The 17,575-nt window shown below is 64.7% G+C and carries 16 protein-coding genes; 12 read left to right on the top strand and 4 right to left on the bottom strand.

The window, feature by feature from the left end:
• Window positions 1-10 precede the first annotated feature (10 nt).
• The 5 genes from HV770_RS14325 (at window position 11) to HV770_RS14305 (ending at window position 4,789) form a co-directional block, all read left to right on the top strand.
• Window positions 11-808, top strand: a complete 798-nt coding sequence (locus HV770_RS14325) for an FAD binding domain-containing protein (RefSeq protein ID WP_175160513.1) — start codon at window positions 11-13, stop codon at window positions 806-808.
• A gap of 156 nt (window positions 809-964) precedes the next feature.
• Window positions 965-1,852 carry an AAA family ATPase gene (locus HV770_RS14320; RefSeq protein ID WP_175160512.1) on the top strand — a complete coding sequence of 296 codons (888 nt, stop codon included), beginning with the start codon at window positions 965-967 and terminating at the stop codon, window positions 1,850-1,852.
• A 5-nt stretch (window positions 1,853-1,857) separates the two neighbouring features.
• Window positions 1,858-3,198, top strand: coding sequence for a vWA domain-containing protein (locus HV770_RS14315; RefSeq protein ID WP_246290906.1), 1,341 nt, complete (start codon window positions 1,858-1,860; stop codon window positions 3,196-3,198).
• The gene (locus HV770_RS14310; RefSeq protein WP_175160511.1) at window positions 3,189-3,794 is read left to right on the top strand and encodes an SRPBCC family protein; all 606 of its coding nucleotides are present in this window, start codon (window positions 3,189-3,191) and stop codon (window positions 3,792-3,794) included. The genes HV770_RS14315 and HV770_RS14310 overlap by 10 nt, the downstream gene beginning before the upstream one ends.
• Window positions 3,767-4,789 carry an XdhC family protein gene (locus HV770_RS14305; protein ID WP_175160510.1) on the top strand — a complete coding sequence of 341 codons (1,023 nt, stop codon included), beginning with the start codon at window positions 3,767-3,769 and terminating at the stop codon, window positions 4,787-4,789. The genes HV770_RS14310 and HV770_RS14305 overlap by 28 nt, the downstream gene beginning before the upstream one ends.
• Window positions 4,790-4,910: 121 nt before the next feature.
• On the opposite strand, the gene HV770_RS14300 is transcribed toward HV770_RS14305, so the two are convergent.
• Window positions 4,911-5,651, bottom strand: coding sequence for a PepSY-associated TM helix domain-containing protein (locus tag HV770_RS14300; protein WP_175160509.1), 741 nt, complete (start codon window positions 5,649-5,651; stop codon window positions 4,911-4,913).
• Window positions 5,652-5,853: 202 nt separating this feature from the next.
• Between HV770_RS14300 and HV770_RS38630 the strand changes: the two genes are divergently transcribed.
• Window positions 5,854-6,279, top strand: coding sequence for a hypothetical protein (locus HV770_RS38630; RefSeq protein WP_246290904.1), 426 nt, complete (start codon window positions 5,854-5,856; stop codon window positions 6,277-6,279).
• 141 nt (window positions 6,280-6,420) lie between these two features.
• Here HV770_RS38630 and HV770_RS14290 read toward each other — a convergent pair whose 3' ends face one another.
• The gene (locus tag HV770_RS14290) at window positions 6,421-7,449 is read right to left on the bottom strand and encodes a serine/threonine protein kinase (protein WP_175160508.1); all 1,029 of its coding nucleotides are present in this window, start codon (window positions 7,447-7,449) and stop codon (window positions 6,421-6,423) included.
• 103 nt (window positions 7,450-7,552) lie between these two features.
• On the bottom strand, window positions 7,553-7,765 hold the full coding sequence (locus tag HV770_RS14285) for a hypothetical protein (protein ID WP_042327325.1): 213 nt from the start codon (window positions 7,763-7,765) through the stop codon (window positions 7,553-7,555).
• A 441-nt stretch (window positions 7,766-8,206) separates the two neighbouring features.
• Between HV770_RS14285 and HV770_RS14280 the strand changes: the two genes are divergently transcribed.
• From HV770_RS14280 to HV770_RS14260, 6 genes are all read left to right on the top strand, one after another.
• A complete protein-coding gene (locus HV770_RS14280; protein WP_175160506.1) occupies window positions 8,207-11,389 on the top strand; it encodes an efflux RND transporter permease subunit in 3,183 nt (1,060 codons plus the stop codon).
• 100 nt (window positions 11,390-11,489) lie between these two features.
• A complete protein-coding gene (locus HV770_RS14275; RefSeq protein ID WP_175160503.1) occupies window positions 11,490-12,755 on the top strand; it encodes an efflux RND transporter periplasmic adaptor subunit in 1,266 nt (421 codons plus the stop codon).
• Window positions 12,756-12,805: 50 nt separating this feature from the next.
• Window positions 12,806-14,290 (top strand): efflux transporter outer membrane subunit, encoded by a 1,485-nt coding sequence (locus HV770_RS14270; RefSeq protein ID WP_175160502.1) that lies wholly within the window; start codon window positions 12,806-12,808, stop codon window positions 14,288-14,290.
• 51 nt (window positions 14,291-14,341) lie between these two features.
• Complete coding sequence (locus HV770_RS38185) at window positions 14,342-14,482, top strand: hypothetical protein (protein WP_217468601.1); 141 nt, start codon at window positions 14,342-14,344, stop codon at window positions 14,480-14,482.
• The gene (locus tag HV770_RS14265) at window positions 14,479-15,759 is read left to right on the top strand and encodes an MFS transporter (protein WP_425497415.1); all 1,281 of its coding nucleotides are present in this window, start codon (window positions 14,479-14,481) and stop codon (window positions 15,757-15,759) included. Before HV770_RS38185 ends, HV770_RS14265 begins: the two co-directional genes overlap by 4 nt.
• Before the next feature lie 298 nt (window positions 15,760-16,057).
• Window positions 16,058-16,243 (top strand): hypothetical protein, encoded by a 186-nt coding sequence (locus tag HV770_RS14260; protein ID WP_042327321.1) that lies wholly within the window; start codon window positions 16,058-16,060, stop codon window positions 16,241-16,243.
• 78 nt (window positions 16,244-16,321) lie between these two features.
• Here the strand turns inward: HV770_RS14260 and mgrA are convergent, their stop codons facing one another.
• Window positions 16,322-17,365, bottom strand: a complete 1,044-nt coding sequence (mgrA, locus tag HV770_RS14255) for an L-glyceraldehyde 3-phosphate reductase (RefSeq protein WP_175160500.1) — start codon at window positions 17,363-17,365, stop codon at window positions 16,322-16,324.
• Between the last annotated feature and the right edge of the window lie 210 nt (window positions 17,366-17,575).

Below are 17,575 nucleotides of genomic sequence, written 5' to 3'. Positions count from 1 at the left end.
AGCATTCGACATGTATTCATTCGAGTATCAACGCGCGACGGATCCCAAAGCGGCCGCCGCCCTCCTCACCGCCGACAGCGACGCGAAATTTCTGGCCGGCGGCCAAAGCCTTCTGCCCACCATGCGGCTGCGTCTCGCGCAGCCGTCGCAACTGATCGACGTGACGCGGATTCCCGCGCTCAAGTCGATCACCGTCGACGCGGGCAAGGTGACGATCGGCGCAGCCGTCTGTCATGCCGACGTCGCGGATCACGCGGAATTGCGGCGCGTGTCGCCCGGTCTCGCGAATCTCGCCGCGCATATCGGCGACCGGCAGGTGCGCGCGCTCGGCACGATCGGCGGCTCGCTCGCCAACAACGACCCCGCCGCCTGCTATCCGGCGGCGGCGCTCGCGTTGGATGCGACCATCGTCACCGAGCGGCGGCGCATCGCGTCGAGCGACTTCTTCGTCGGCATGTACGAGACCGCGCTCGCGTCCGACGAGTTGATCGTCGCCGTCGAGTTTCCGGTTCCCGAGCGCGCGGCCTACGAGAAATTCCGCAATCCCGCGTCGCACTTCGCGCTGGTCGGTGTGTTCGTCGCGAAGTTCGCGAGCGGCGTGCGCGTCGCGGTGACGGGCGCGGCATCTGCGGTATTTCGTGTGCCGGAACTGGAGAGCGCGCTGTCGGCGAATTTCACGCCGGACGCCGCGCGCGGGGTCAGCGTGCCGCCCGGCGATCTGAACACCGACATGCACGCGAGCGCCGAGTACCGCGCGCATCTGATCCCGGTGCTGGCCGCGCGCGCGGTAACGAAGGCGAACGCTTAGCGATCCTTGCTATCGGCGGCTGACGTGTGGTGCTGTTTGCCTGAGCACGTCAGCGCCGTCCCGTTCGCCAAACCACGCGAGGCGAGTGCGCCGCGCCGCTTCGCGTTTCACCGGCGTCGCGCTTCACCCACCGGAGCGCGCAGATTCAGGACCGCCATGCAGCCAGCTTCGATCGACGACACCCTCGCGCAACTCGCTGCCCAACGCTATTTCGCCAGCCGCGAACTGGCGACCGCGTTGTATCTCGCCTTGCGCATGGAGCGGCCGTTGTTCGTCGAAGGCGAGCCGGGCGTCGGCAAGACCGAGCTCGCCAAGGCCACTGCCGGCATGCTGGGCACCACGATGTTGCGGCTGCAATGCTACGAAGGCCTCGACACGGCCAGCGCGCTCTACGAGTGGGACTATCCGCGGCAGATCATGGCGCTGCGGCTGGCCGAAGCCGCCGGCGAGCGCCCTGATAACGACACGCTGTATCGCGGCGAATTCCTGCTGAAGCGGCCGCTGCTGCAAGCGCTGATGCCGGACGAACATCATCCCGGCGCGCGGCGCGTGCTGCTGATCGACGAGATCGACCGCGCCGACGAACCGTTCGAAGCCTTTCTGCTGGAACTGCTGTCGGATTTCCAGGTATCGATTCCCGAATACGGCACCGTGCGCGCGGCGCAGCCGCCGCTCGTCGTGATGACGTCGAACCGCACGCGCGAAGTGCATGACGCGTTGAAACGCCGCTGCCTGTATCAATGGATCGGCTATCCGGAGCGCGAGCGCGAACTGGAGATCGTCGCCGCGCGTGCGCCGCAGACGTCGGTGCAGTTGCAGCGGCGCGCGGTCGACTTCGTGCATCGGCTGCGCGGCATGGATCTGTTCAAGGCGCCGGGCATCGCCGAAACGATCGACTGGTGCCGCGCGCTGGAGGCGCTGTCGGTGACGGAGCTCGATCCGCAATCGGTGCAGAACACGTTAGGCGTGCTGCTCAAGTATCAAGACGATCTGGCGCGCGTGGATGCCGCGCAGATTGCGCAATGCCTCACCGCGCCCGGATAGCCAGCATGACGAACCGAACCGACAGCGGCGACAGCGATAGCGACGCTTCCGACTCAAACCCGCGAGTGGGTTTGCCAGCCGCGCGAATCGTCAGCGCGACTTCGGGCGTGAGCGCCGTGCCGCGCGGCGACACGCCGACGCTCGCCCGCAACGTCGTCCATTTCGTGCGCGTATTGCGCGGCGCCGGTCTGCCGATGTCGCCCGCGCAAGCCGTCGACGCGCTCGCCGCCTTGCACTGGATCGATCTCGGCCGCCGCGACGACGTGCGCTCTGCCCTCGCCGCACTGCTGGTCTCCGCACCCGACGAACGTGACCTGTTCAACGCGGCATTCGATCTGTTCTGGCGCGATCCGGACTGGGAAGGCAAGCTGCGCGCGCTGCTGCTGCCGAAAGTCCGCGACGGTCTGCCGCCGCCCAAACGCAACAACCGTCTCGCCGATGCGCTGGCCGTGCGCGCGCCGCCGTCGCCGCATAGCAGGACGCCGCAGGAAACCGAACAGCACGAGTTGCACGCGCACGTCACGTTCAGCGCCGAAGAGCGGCTGCGTCATCGTGATTTCGACACGCTTTCCGCAGATGAGTGGCGCAGCTTGCGCCATCTGATCCGCGGCCAGCGGCTGCCGCTCGCGACCGAGCCGACGCGCCGTCTGAAGGCCGCCTCGCACGGCACCCATGCGGACCTGCGCGCGAGCGCGCGGCACGCGGTGCGCGCGGGCGGCGACTGGACGGTGTGGAAATATCGCGCGGTGGTCGAGCGCAAGCCGCCGCTCGTGCTGCTGCTCGACATTTCCGGCTCGATGAGCAGTTACTCGCGCGCGGTGCTGTATTTCTGCCACGCGCTGCTGCAGTCGCGCGAACGTCTGCAGGTGTTCCTGTTCGGCACACGCCTGACCAACGCGACGCGCGCGCTGCGCGAGCGCGACCCCGACGTGGCGATCGCGACGCTCACCGACCAGGTGCTCGACTGGTCGGGCGGCACGCGGATCGGCGCGGCGCTCGCCGAGTTCAACCGCCGCTGGGCGCGTCGCGTGCTGACCGGCAGAGCCACCGTGCTGCTCGTCACCGACGGCCTCGACCATGAAGCGATCGACGTGCTCGACATCGAGATGGCGCGTCTGCGCCGCTTCGCGCACCGCATCGTCTGGCTCAATCCGCTGCTGCGTTTCAGCGGCTTTTCTCCGAAGGCGCGCGGCGTGCAGGCGATCCTGCCGTATGTCGATGCGCATCGCCCGGTTCATAATCTGGACAGTCTGGCTGCGTTCGGCCGCGATCTCGCGCAGCTCACGCGCGCGCCGCGCCCAACCCGCGCCGCCACGACAACCGCAGGAGCAACCTCATGGAATTGACCGAAACCCACACACTGCCGATCGCGCAGCAGCGCACCTGGGACGCGCTGAACGATACGGAGGTTCTGCGCGCCTGCATCCCGGGTTGCGAAAGCATCGACCCGGATGGCGAGAACGCGTATCTGGTGGCGCTGAGCGCCGCCGTCGGTCCGGTGAAGGCGCGCTTCAAGGGCCGCATGCAGCTGACCGATATCGACGCGCCGAACGCGTACAACATCGTGTTCGAGGGCCAGGGCGGGGCGGCGGGTTTTGCGAAAGGCAACGCGCGCGTCACGCTCGAACCCGACGGCGACGCCGCGACGAAGCTCACCTACACGGCGAGCGCGCAGGTCGGCGGCAAGCTCGCGCAGATCGGCTCGCGGCTCGTCGACGGCGCGGCGCGTAAAATTGCTGGCGAGTTCTTCAAACGCTTCGGCGTACAGGTCGCGGGAGAGGGCGGGGGCGACAGTGCCGCGCCCGCCGACGGCGACGAGGCCGCTGCCGCACAGACCGGTACGGAATCGAATGACGCGTCGGCTGCCGAGTCCGGTGCCGACGCAGACGCAGACGCAACGAAAAGGAAACGATCATGGACAGCGTGGATCTCGAAGTCCTGAAGTCCAGCGCACGCTGGCTGGAAGAAGGACATCGCGCGCTACTGGTGACGGTGGTGAAGACGTGGGGCTCGTCGCCGCGTCCCGAGGGCGCGATGCTCGCGGTGCGCGACGACGGGCTCGTGGTGGGCTCGGTGTCGGGCGGCTGCATCGAAGACGATCTGATCGACCGGGTGCGGCATAGGGGCATCGAGCAGACGCATCCGGAAGCGGTGAAGTACGGCATCACGGCCGAGGAAGCGCATCGCTTCGGCCTGCCTTGCGGCGGCACGATCCAGCTGGTGCTCGAACCGTTGACGAAACAAAGCGGTATCGCCGAACTGTGCCACGCCGTGGAGAACGGCCGGCTCGTCGTGCGCGATGTCGACATGACCACGGGTTCGGTGCGGCTCGGCGACGCGCAGGCGACCGACGGCGTGCATTTCGACGGCGAGCGGCTGTTGACGATTCACGGCCCGCGCTACCGGATGCTGGTGATCGGCGCGGGGCAGTTGTCGCGCTACCTGTGTCACATCGCGGTGGGGCTCGATTATCAGGTGACGGTGTGCGATCCGCGCGAGGAATACACCGAGGAGTGGAACATCCCCGGCACGAAAATCGTGCGGACGATGCCGGACGACACCGTGATCGACATGAAGCTCGACGAACGCTGCGCGGTGATCGCGCTGACGCACGACCCGAAGCTCGACGATCTCGCGCTGATGGAGGCGCTGAAGACACCGGCGTTTTATGTCGGTGCTTTGGGGTCGCGCCGGAATAATCAGGCGCGCCGCGAGCGGCTAAAGGAGTTCGATCTGAACGAGACCGAGTTGGCGCGGTTGCATGGGCCGGTCGGGATTTATATCGGCAGCCGGACGCCGCCTGAGATCGCCGTGTCCATTCTCGCCGAGGTGACGGCCGCCAAGAACGGCGTTTCGTTGCCTACGCTGCTGCAGGTGGAAGGTGCGAAGGCGGCACGGGAGATCGCTGCTTCTGGTGGCGCGGCATGTAGCGTTTAGTGGAAGTCTCTGAGAGAGGCGTTGCGATCTGGCGGTGACGACGAAGTGGTGACGCGGCGCGGTAGAGGCCGCGGCCGCAGGCCCGTTTGCGCTGCGCACGTCAGCCGTGCCGCTCAACTGCTTACGTCAACCCGCACACCACCGCCGCGATCACCGACCCGCCGATCAGCACGACGCCCACCACGCGTCGTTTATTCAACTCGGTCCAAAGCAACACACCGGTCAGCGACAGCAGAATGAGGCTGCCCGCAATCGTGTCGATCAACAGCACCCAGCCGACACTCAAGCCCACGCCCTTGTGCAGATTGTTCATCGTGGCAAGAAACGAGTTCTGCGTGCGCTTCACCGAGACGAAGCTGTTGCCGACCCAGTACTCGGCTTGCATGCTTTGCGACGGCCCCATGATGCCGACCTGCCAGAACTCCGGCTGCATCGTGCTTCGATCGCCCCACGCCACCGGATGCGCCGGCTCGCGACGCGAGCGCCCCGGCTTGCCGTCGATGTTCAGCTCTTTCTTCAGCCACTTCGCCATCTCCATCGGCGAATGCAGCGGTTTTTGCGGCACGGGAATCTGCATTTCCTCGACCTGCGGCTCGCCTGTCGGCACCTTCAGCGGCCCACCGCGATGGTTCAGCAGAAAACCGGTCACGCCGAACATCAAACCCAGCACCGCACCCCATAGACCGACCCACCCATGCACCTTGCGCAGCCACTTGATGAAAGTTGCGCGCCGCGAACGTTGGCGCCGCGCGGCCTGCTCGGCATCGTCCATCAGATGATGGCCGCACTCCGGCGTATGGACGGTGTACTGGGTGCTGTTTGCGGCAGCGGGTTTCACTTCGATCGAATCAGGCGCATTCACATCCAGGCTCCAGGCGCAGTGGGTTGCTGCGTCGCCGGCGCGCGGCGGATCACCTGCGCTCACCGGCAGCGGCTATAAAAATTATTCGGGGAAGGGGCCGGACGGCCCGGCTTGCAGTCCTGGTCGTCCGGTCGAGAGGCTGGCTGGCAGTCACAGAGGAGGAGAAATGTGACAAATAGCTGGCGATGCCTTTCAATTGAGAATGGCTATCATTACAAATTTAAGCGGTTTGCTCAATCCGCGCTCTATTTCCATGTGTGACAGCGGCTCGACATCCACCCGGCGCAAACGGACTCGAAGCGCAGAGCCCGTCAACGTTGCCGTTCGGATACCTGCCTGCTATGCGACTCTTCTCCGTGGTCTGCCTTGCCGCTTTGGCTGGCTCGCCGGCCTTCCGGTCGAGAGCGCGAATACGCCGGCAAGGCTGGACGATCCCTATGCCAACGAGGGCGAAACCCAGACCTTCTCCGTCAACGCCCACGGCTCCTATGGCAAGCTCAACTCGATGACGCCGCGCGTGAACAACGAGGCAGGCGAATTGCCCGTCAACTTTCGGGTGCTCGACATGCCGGAGGCAAAGCCCTTGAAACGCTTGCCCGCCTGCACGCGCACTGCAGCCCCTACGTAGCTGCCGGAATCGCTGCGGCGATGCGCACATCAAACCCCTGTCTCGCACCGTGCGGCCACGTGCGGGCCAGCGGTCAGCCGCCTCCGCCTCATGTTCGGACCGTTCGCGAATGGCATGCGCAATCGCATGCGGCGCGAACCTTTAAACCGGCCAGAGCGGCCCTTCCTGCATCGCGCCGATCTGCTCGCGCATTTCGAGGATGCGGTCTTCCCAATAGCGCTGCGTGTTGAACCACGGAAACGCCGCCGGAAATGCCGGGTCGTCCCAGCGACGCGCGAGCCACGCCTGGTAGTGAATCAGCCGCAGCGTGCGCAACGCTTCGACCAGATACAGTTCGCGCGGCTCGAACTCGCAGAAGTCTTCGTAACCGGCGAGCAGATCCGCGAGCGCACGCGAGGCCTCCGCGCGCTCACCCGGCAGCAGCAGCCACAGATCCTGCACCGCAGGACCCATGCGGCTGTCGTCGAAGTCGACGAAATGCGGGCCCGCGTCGGTCCACAACACATTGCTCGGATGACAGTCGCCGTGCATGCGCAACATCCGGATATCGCCGGCACGTTCGAACGCGCGCTCGACACCTTCGAGCGCGAGGTTCACTACGGTCTCCCATGCGGTGCGCACGTCGTCGGGCACGAAGTGCTGCGCGAGCAGGAAGTCGCGCGGCTCATAGCCGAATGTCTGGATGTCGAGCGTGGGCCGTTCGGCGTAGTCCTGCGTCTGCCCGACCGCATGAATGCGGCCGATGAAACGACCCAGCCATTCGAGCGTGTCGCGCCGGTCGAGATCCGGCGCGCGGCCGCCGCGGCGCTCGAAGATCGAGAAGCGGAAACCGTCGAAGGTATGCAGCGTGCGGCCGTCCAACGTACGCGCAGGCACCGCCGGAATCTCACGAGCGGCGAGATCGGCGACGAACGCATGTTCTTCGAGGATGGCGGCATCGCTCCAGCGCTCGGGACGATAGAACTTCGCGACCACGGGCGGGCCGTCTTCGACGCCCACCTGGTACACGCGATTTTCGTAGCTGTTGAGCGGCAGCATGCGGCCATCGGTGCGCACGCCGATCGTGCTGAGCACGCTGTCGAGCGCGTCGAGCACGATTTCCGGCTGGAGCCGGGCGAAAGGCACAGCGCTCTGCGCGCCGTCTTGGGAGTCGAGGTTGTCGTCGTTCATGCCCGCATTGTGCGCCGGGCCGCCGTCAAAGACGAGAGCGACGGCTCACGATACGGATTACAACTCAGCTACAACGCGCCTGCACTTCGACAGCAACATGCCGTCAGTGCATCTGTGCGCTCGACGGGCGAACCTGCTCGCCGGTGTCGATCAGGTCTTCGAGAAAAAAGGGTTCAGTATTCAGATGCGGCGATGCACCGGGCTCGCCGGCGTACCACGCCACCATGGCCATGTCGCCAAGAATGCGCATGACGATTCCGCGCGCGCCTTGCGGCACGGCGATATGCACCGATCGGACAATGGAACCGATTTGCATGATGTTTCCCCGTTTCTCCCGTAGCCGACTTTATGATTTCATGCCGGTCAAGGTGATGATAAAAGCGCCGCTTCGCCGCCAACGTTGCGTACGCACCCAATCTGCTGCGCGTGATTTGCGTGAGAGGTTCGAGTCATTGTTCCCGTTTTACGTGCCGTTGGAAAGCGCGAATTAAAGGCTGTTCACCCGTCGTTTCGCCCTATTCCAATTACGCTGCGCGCGACCGATGATCTGGGCGTGAAGCCTCGTAACGAGACCATCATAAACCCTGCTGGGGTGGGATATCAAAAACGTGCACCGTCAGGGCGATTCGTTTAATCCGCGCACCATGCCCTCATCGCGCCACAGTCTGCGTCGCCGCGCGCGCCATATTCAGCGTTGCCGCCGCGTCGCGTGCGCGCACGGCAGCGCCGTTCGCGCTTTCGAGCGGGCACGCTAGCCATGTGGATCGTTCGTCTCGCGCTGCGCCGTCCCTACACCTTCGTCGTGCTGGCGCTGCTCCTGCTGATCGTCGGGCCGCTCACGATTCTGCGCACGCCGACCGACATCTTCCCGAACATCGACATTCCCGTGCTCTCGGTGATCTGGTCGTATAACGGCCTGCCCGCAGACGAGATGGAAAAGCGCATCGTGCTCAACTACGAGCGCGGATTGTCGGTGGCGGTGAACGATATCGAACACACGGAATCGACCTCGCTGAACGGCATCGCGGTCATCAAGATCTTTTTCCAGCCGCACGCCAATATCAACGAAGCGCTCGCGCAGGTCACCGCGCTGTCGCAAGCGCAGTTGCGCTCGCTGCCGCCTGGCATCACGCCGCCGTTCATCCTGCGCTACAACGCGTCGACGGTGCCGATCCTGCGGCTCGCGCTGTCGTCCGCGTCGCTCACCGAGCAGGAGCTGTACGACTTCGGCAACAACTTTCTGAAGACGCAGCTCGCCACCGTACCCGGCGCGTCGGCGCCGTTGCCCTATGGCGGCAAGCAGCGGCAGATCATGGTCGATATCGATTCGCGCAAGTTGCAGGAGCGCAATCTCTCGCCGCTCGACGTGGTCAACGCGGTCACCGCGCAGAATCTGATCCTGCCGTCGGGCACCGCGAAAATCGGCTCGACCGAATACTCGGTGGAAATGAACGGCAGCCCGGATTCGCTGGCCGGTCTGAACAACATCCCGATCCGCTCGACGGCCAACGGCACCGTTTATATCCGCGACGTCGCGCATGTGCGCGACGGTTTTCAACCGCAGACCAACATCGTGCGCGTGAACGGCCAGCGCGCGTCGCTGCTGACAATCAACAAAAGCGGCAACACGTCCACGCTCGATATCGTCGACCGCATCAAGACGATGATGCCGACGCTGCGCAATCTCGTGCCCGCGTCGCTGAATATCGATCCCGTCGCCGATCAATCGTTGTTCGTGCGCGCGTCGGTCCAGGGCGTGCTGCGTGAAGCGTTGGTCGCTGCGTGCCTGACCGGTCTGATGATTCTGCTGTTCCTCGGCAGCTGGCGTGCGACGCTGATCATCTTCGTGTCGATTCCGTTGTCGATGATCACGTCGATCATCGCGCTGTCGATCCTCGGCGAAACCATCAACATCATGACGCTCGGCGGGCTCGCGCTCGCGGTCGGGATTCTGGTCGACGATGCGACGGTGGCGATCGAAAACATCAGCCATCAACTGGAACAGGGCAAGACGCTCGAACAGGCGATTCTCGACGGCGCGCATCAGATCGCGATTCCGACGCTGGTGTCGACCCTGTCGATCTGCATCGTGTTCGTGCCGATGTTTCTGCTCACGGGCGTCGCGCACTATCTGTTCATTCCGCTCGCCGAAGCCGTGGTGTTCGCGATGCTGGCGTCCTATTTCTTCTCGCGCACGCTGGTGCCGACGCTCGCGAAATATCTGCTGCGTCATCACCACAAACCGGCCGACCTGCATCACGCGCCCGCGCAGACGCGCAATCCGTTCATGCGCGTGCATTACGCTTTCGAACGCGGCTTTGCGCGTCTGCGCCAGCGCTATCGCGTGTTTCTCGAAGCGCGCGTCGCGCGGCCCGGTCTGTTCGTAACGCTGTTTCTGCTTGGCTGTGGCGCGTCGATGCTGCTGATGCCGTTCCTCGGGCGTGACTTTTTCCCGGCCGTCGACGCCGGCACGATCGCACTGCATCTGCGTGCCAAAACCGGCATGCGGGTCGAGGAAACCGCCGTGCTGACCGATCGCGTCGACATGCGGATTCGTCAGTTGATCCCGGCGGGCGAGCTGCATTCGATCATCGACAACATCGGCTTGCCGGTGTCGGGCATCAACCTCTCATACAGCAACACGGGCACGATCGGCACCTCGGATGCCGACGTGCTGATCACGCTGAATCCCGATCATCATCCGAGCGCCGATTACGTGCGCACGTTGCGGCGCACGCTCACCGACGAATTCCCCGGCGTGCAGTTGGCGTTCCTGCCCGCCGATATCGTCAGTCAGACGCTCAACTTCGGCATGCCGTCGCCAATCGACATTCAGATCGTCGGCCGCGAGGTGGCCGGCAATCGCGTGTTCGCCGCGAACTTGCTGCACCGTTTGCGCACGGTGCCGGGTCTGGCCGATGTGCGCATCCAACAGCCCGCCGACTTGCCGCGCATCTTCATCGACGTCGATCGCACGCGCGCGCAGCAAGCCGGTTTCTCGCAACGCGAGATCGCGAGCAATCTGCTGATCACCCTGTCCGGCAGCCAGCAAACCACGCCGACGTTCTGGCTCAATCCGCGCAATGGCGTGAGCTACAACGTGATCACCGAAGCACCGCAATACACGATCGATTCACTGCAATCACTCGCGAACATCCCTTTGAACGCGAACGGCCGCACCAACATTCTCGGCTCGCTTGCCACCATGACGCGCGAAGCCGCCAACGCGGTGCTCACGCACTACAACGCGCAGACCACGATCGACATTTTCGGCACGGCCGACGGCCGCGATCTCGGCGGCGTCTCCGACGACATCCGCAAGATCGTCGACGAAGCCCGCGCCGACTTGCCCAAGTCCTCGACCATCGAAATCCGCGGCCAGGTGCAGACCATGAACGATTCGTTCTCGGGCCTGTTCGCCGGTCTCGTGTTCGCGATCGTGCTGGTGTATCTGCTGATCGTGGTGAACTTTCAGTCGTGGCTCGATCCGTTCATCATCATCACCGCGCTGCCGGGTGCGCTCGCGGGCATCGTGTGGATGCTGTTTCTCACGCACACCACCCTGTCGATTCCCGCGCTGACCGGGGCGATCATGTGTATCGGCATCGCCACCGCCAATTCGATTCTGGTGATCAGTTTCGCGCGCGAACAGTTGCTCGAACATGGCGACGCGACCCGTGCGGCAATCGAAGCGGGCTTCACGCGTTTTCGTCCGGTGCTGATGACGGCGCTCGCAATGGTGATCGGCATGGTGCCAATGGCGACCGGTGTCGGCGAAGGCGGCGAGCAGAATGCGCCGCTCGGGCGCGCGGTGATCGGCGGGCTGACGGTCGGTACGCTGGCGACGCTGATCTTCGTGCCGGTGGTGTTCTCGATGATCTACCGGCGGCTCGCGGCGCGTCGTCAGCGGGCGGCCGGGCATGTGGTGGGCAAGCCATGAGGCAAGAAGCGATACACATGCCACGCGATACGATGCGCGACACCGCATGCAACACAAGAGGCAGCGTCGACTGCCCGCGCAAATACATAGGGGAAGTTTGATGGAAGCACAACGTCCAGACGGTTCCGGCAGCGCGCGGGATCCCGCGAAAGCGAAGCGCACGCGCTGGCTCGTCGTCGTGGTGGCCGTGGTGATGATCGCGCTCGCAGCCCAAGGCCTCTGGTCGCGTCACAGTGCGCACGCGGCGCTCGAACGCGACGCCGAGCATGCGAGGCAGATGAGCGTCGAAGTCGTGCGCCCGCAGAAGTCGTCGGCCGGACTCGATCTCGTTTTGCCCGGCAACGTGCAGGCCTTTCTCGACACGCCGATTTACGCACGCACCAACGGCTATCTGAAAAAGTGGTACGCCGACATCGGCGCGCGCGTGAAAAGCGGTCAATTGCTCGCGGAAATCGACACGCCGGAAGTGGACGATCAACTGCGCGCTGCCCGCGCCGATCTCGCGAACGCCAACGCGAACTATGCGCTCGCGAAAAGCACCGCCGATCGCTGGAGCGAGATGCTGAAGAGCAGATCGGTGTCGAAGCAGGAGACCGACGAGAAGGTCGGCGACATGCTCGCGAAGAAAGCCACGCTCGACGCGGCGCGTTTCAACGTCGCGCGTCTGGAGAAGACGCAGTCGTTCCAGAAGGTGTATGCGCCGTTCGACGGCATGGTGACGGCGCGCAACGTCGACGTCGGCGCGTTGATCGACGCGGGCAGCGCGGGTGGGCCCGCGAAGGAGCTGTTTCATGTTGCGCAGGCGGATCGGCTGCGCGTGTATGTGAATGTGCCGCAGGCTTATGCGCAACAGGTGCGTGCCCAGCAGACAGCGTTTCTCACGCTGACCGAAACGCCGTCGCGGCGTTATCCGGGCACGGTGGCGCGCACTGCGGGCGCTGTCGATCAGCAGCAACGGACCATGCTGGTCGAAGTCGATGTCGACAATCGCCATGGCGATTTGCTCCCGGGTGCCTATGCGCAGGTGCATTTCGCGTTGGGCGCGGGCGCGACGCCGTTCACGGTGCCGGGCAACGCTTTGCTGTTCCGCCCGGATGGCGTGAAGGTCGCGACCGTGGACGCGCAACGCAAGGTGAAGCTGCTGCCGGTGTCGCTCGGGACTGACTTCGGCACGCGGGTTGCGATTGCGTCCGGGCTGCACGGCGACGAGCAGGTGATTTTAAATCCGCAGGACTCGATTGTCGACGGCGCGCCTGTGCGGATCGTGCCGCGCAAAGCAGAAGGGGCGGCGGGTGCTTCGGGTGCGGGGGCGGGTGGTGACGGAGCGCCTGGCGCTTCGGCGGCGGCTGCGAGTGCATCGTCATGACCGCGCGAGCAGCACACCGCAGCATGACGGCGACGCCCGGGTGCGTCCTCATGCCCGTTTTCATGGGCGCGTCAGCATGCGCACTGACCTTGGTCATCACCCTCACCGCTTGCACCGTCGGCCCCGACTACGTCAAGCCGCTCACACCCGCCGCAGCCACCTTCAAGGAACTCGAAGGCACCGGCTGGAAGCCAGCGCAACCCGCCGACACGCTGACGCGCGGCGCCTGGTGGAGCATCTACGCGGACCCATCGCTCGATGCGCTCGAACAGCAGGTCGCAGGCGCGAACCAGAACGTGCAGGCGGCCGAAGCGCGCTTTCGCGCCGCACGCGCCACGGTCGCGCAATATCGTTCGAGTTTCTTCCCGCTGGTCACCGCGAATGCCGCCTACTCGCGCGCGCGATCCTCGGAAAACGTGCTGCACAAATCGACCGCCGGCCTCACGCTGAACGACTACCTCGTGCAGGCCGACGCGTCGTGGGAACCTGACCTGTGGGGCCGCGTGTCGCGCAGCGTCGAAGGCGCGAAAGCGCAGGCGCAGGCCAGCGCCGCCGACACGCAAGCCGTGCTTCTGTCGATGCAGGCCGAACTCGCGACAGACTACTTCGAACTGCGCGGGCTCGATCAGGAGCGCCAGCTTCTCGATGACACGATCAAGGCCTATCGCGAAGCGCTGGATCTGACGCAGCATCGCTACGCCGGCGGCATCGCCACCGATGCCGACATCGCACAGGCGCAGACGCAACTGAAAACCACCGAAGCACAAGCACTCGACCTCGGCGTGCAGCGCGCGCAGCTCGAACACGCGATCGCGATCCTGATCGGCCAGCCGCCCTCCACTTTCTCGCTGCCGCTCGCGCCGCTCGCGGCCGTGCCCGTGGTGGCGCAAGCGGGCGTGCCGTCCGCGCTGCTCGAACGGCGGCCCGACATCGCGGCCGCGGAAAGGCAGGTCGCCGGGATGAACGCGCAGATCGGCGTGGCGACGGCGGCATTCTTCCCGAACCTGATTCTGTCGGTGACGGGCGGGCTCGAAGCGACCAACTACAGTCAATGGCTGCTCGCGCCGAGCCGCTTGTGGTCGCTCGGGCCGGCTCTCGCGGGCACATTGCTCGATTTCGGCGGACGCGCATCCGCGAAGGAACAGGCCCGCGCGCACTACGACGAAAGCGTCGCGCAATACCGGCAAACGGTGCTCGCCGCATTCGGCCAGGTCGAGGACAATCTCGCCGCGCTGCGCGTGCTCGAACAGGAAGCCGCCGCGCAGGACGACGCGGTGGCCGCCGCGCAGCGCGCGCTGGCGGTCGTGTCGGACCGCTATAAAAACGGCGCGATCACGTATCTCGACGTGGTCGTCGCGCAAACGACGGCGCTCACCAACGAGCGCAATGCGGTGTCGATCGCGCGCCGCCGGATGGCCGCGAGCGTCGCGCTGGTCAAGGCGCTCGGCGGCGGCTGGGATGCGTCGACGCTGCCGAGCGACGGGCAGATCGTGCATCCGTCGCCGCCGGCCAGCGAGGCAGCGGCGCAGGGGTAGCGCCCGGGTAGCTATCGGTTTCAGTGAGCGGGCTTTACTGCGTCAACGGCCGTGCTGCGCCTGCTGAGCACTCATGCAAGCATGACGCTTCACGGCGGCGAAGCCGCGCATCGCGCCGGCCTGCATCTCTATTTCAGCGTATCCTTAACTCTTTTTGCGCGTTTCGCTTTCCCCAAGGAGATTTTTTCGTGACCCCGCCGCCGGAATCCCAGCGGACTGCTACCTCGGCTGTTCCTTCTTCGTCTGCTTCTCCCAGCGTTTCCGCCGTGCCCGACATTCCCTACCTCGAACGCGGCAGCCGCGCCTATTGGCGTGCCAGCATCGCACTGCTGTTCGCCGGTTACGCGACCTTTTCGCTGCTGTACTGTGTGCAGCCATTGCTGCCGTCGTTTTCCGCGGCGTTCGACGTGACGCCCGCGCAAAGCAGCTTATCGCTCTCGCTCACCACCGCCGCGCTCGCGCTCGCCGTGTTCGTCGCCGGCTTCGTCTCCGAAGGCTGGAGCCGTCACAAGCTGATGACGCTGTCGCTGACCGTGTCCGCGTTGCTGACGATCGGCGTGTCGATCGCGCCGCAGTGGCATCAGTTGCTCGTGCTGCGCACGCTCCTCGGTCTCGCGCTCGGCGGCGTGCCCGCCGTCGCGATGGCATACCTCGCCGAGGAAGTGCATCCCGACGGTCTCGGTCTTGCAATGGGGCTTTATGTGGGCGGCACGGCGATCGGCGGCATGGCGGGACGCGTGATCACGGGCGTCGTCGCGGATCTGTTTTCCTGGCGCATGGCGATCGGCACGATCGGCGTGCTCGGCCTTCTGTCGATGCTCGCGTTTCGCGCGCTGCTGCCGCCGTCGCGTCATTTCGTGCCGCGGCGCGGACTCGGCTTCGCGCATCACCGCACCGCGCTGCTTAAGCAGTTCACGCGGCCGGGTTTGCCCTTGCTGTTCCTGCTCGGCTTCGTGCTGATGGGCAGCTTCGTCACGCTGTACAACTACATCGGCTACCGGCTGCTCGCGCCGCCGTATCGATTGAATCAAACAGAAATCGGCGCGATCTTCGTCGTGTATCTGACGGGTGTGATCGCGTCGCCATGGTCGGGACGCATGGCCGATACGTTCGGCCGCGCGCGCGTGCTCACCGGCAGTTTGCTGCTGATGCTGCTCGGTCTCGCCCTCACCATGCTGCATCCGCTGGCGATGATCGCCACCGGCATCGCGTGCGTCACGTTCGGATTTTTCGCCGGGCACTCGGTGGCGAGCGGTTGGGTCGGACGCCTCGCCAAGGACGCGAAAGGCCAGGCCGCCGCGCTCTACCTGCTCGCGTATTACATTGGTTCGAGCGTGGTCGGTTCATACGGCGGCCACGTGTGGGCCGGTCACGGATGGAATGGCGTCGCGGGACTCGTCGGCGCGTTGCTCGTCATCGGGCTCGTTGCGGCGAGGCGTTTGCGCGGACGCGAAAAGGCGGCCGCCTAAAAGCTCGAATCTGTTCACGCCGCCGCCCATTGCGCATTGAATCCCGCCAAAAAGTAAGGCCCGCGTAAGCAAACACTTCATTTTTTTCAATCTGTTTGCTGCGCTGCGCCAATCGTGGGGAGCCTTGTCACAGCGCATTCAGCGCCTTGCGAAAAGTCGCCGCGGCGCCGCGCGTCATTGCTACGCCGATCTAACGGTCTTCTATACTCAAATCGAGCGGGGGCGGTGAATGACTCCGGCAGATCGAGCCGTCCCTTCGCGACCAATACATAGCAACCATGTTGCATTGGAGACGAATATGACGACCTACTTCACGATCGGCGATTTCATCCTCGTCATTCCGATGGCGCTCGCGGGCGCGCTATTTGTCGGCGCGCTACCCTGCAAAACGGAAATGCGGCACAACGCGCTGCGTGTGCTGGGTGCACTGATCGGCGTGATGTGCGCAGTCGCGCTGGTTGAAGGTCTGCCGGCGTTGGTGTAGCGCACAGTAAAAAAGCCGCCTCACGGGCGGCTTTTTCGCTTCTGCCTATCGGCTTTCTGCGGGTGCGGGTCGCGATGATCAGATTGCCTGATCCGTCGACGGCTTCTCCCACAGATTGACTCCGCCTTCGGTCGCGTAGCGGTCGATCTCCGCCCGTTCATCCTTCGTGAACGCGAGGTTCTTCAACGCACCGACGTTCTCGCGCACCTGCTCCGCGCGGCTCGCGCCGATCAGCACCGACGTCACGCGCGGATCGCGCAATGCCCACGCCAGCGCCATTTGCGCGAGGCTCTGTCCGCGACGCTGCGCGATGTCGTTGAGCTTGCGCACGTGCTCGATGTTTTGCGGGCTCAAATGCTCCTGCTTCAACGAACCGCCGCCCGGCTTGTTGACGCGCGCATCGTCCGGCACGCCATTCAGGTATTTGCCGGTGAGCAAACCCTGCGCGAGCGGCGTGAAGGCGATCGTGCCCGCACCGACCTTCTCCAGCGTATCCAGCAGCTCATGCTCGATCCAGCGGTTGAGCATGTTGTACGCGGGCTGATGGATCAGCAGCGGCACCTTGTACTCGGCGAGCAGCTTCGTCATTTCGAGCGTCTTGGTTGCCGAGTAAGACGAAATGCCGATGTACAGCGCCTTGCCTTGCTGCACGGCGCTCGCCAATGCACCGGCGGTTTCCTCGAGCGGCGTGTCGGCATCGAAACGATGCGAATAGAAGATGTCGACGTAGTCGAGTCCCATGCGTTGCAGGCTCTGATCGAGACTCGCGAGCACGTACTTGCGCGAGCCGCCACCCTGGCCGTACGGACCCGGCCACATATCCCAACCGGCCTTCGACGAAATCAGCAGCTCGTCGCGATACGGTTTGAAATCGTCCTTGAACAAACGCCCGAAGTTCGTCTCCGCGCTGCCGTACGGCGGCCCGTAGTTGTTCGCGAGGTCGAAGTGGGTGATGCCGAGATCGAACGCCGTGCGCAGGATGTCGCGCTGCGTGGAGATCGGCGTGGTGTCGCCGAAGTTGTGCCACAAGCCGAGCGACAGCGCCGGCAGTTTGAGACCCGACTTGCCGCAGACGCGGTATTGCATGTCCGAATAGCGTTCGGAAGCTGCTTCGTAAGCCATTGCTAGTGTCCTTGTTGGTGAAGTCGCCCGGTCAATGCGGGCGTGAGGCGATCACACGTTGCGAGAGGCGGGCTGCTTTATTAGGTTTATGCGAAGTGCAGCCAGAGCGCTATGGTAGCCAATCGACGCGATGCGTGCAGACGCCCAGTATGCGGGATGGACGATGGCTTGCGGGTCCCCTACACTTTGGCCGGTCGAAGCTTATGGGAG

Origin of the sequence: Paraburkholderia fynbosensis (genome assembly GCF_902859935.1) — a bacterium.
Lineage (GTDB): Bacteria > Pseudomonadota > Gammaproteobacteria > Burkholderiales > Burkholderiaceae > Paraburkholderia > Paraburkholderia fynbosensis.
The sequence above is the reverse complement of the archived record's forward strand: the minus strand, read 5'-3'. Positions and strand labels throughout refer to the sequence as shown.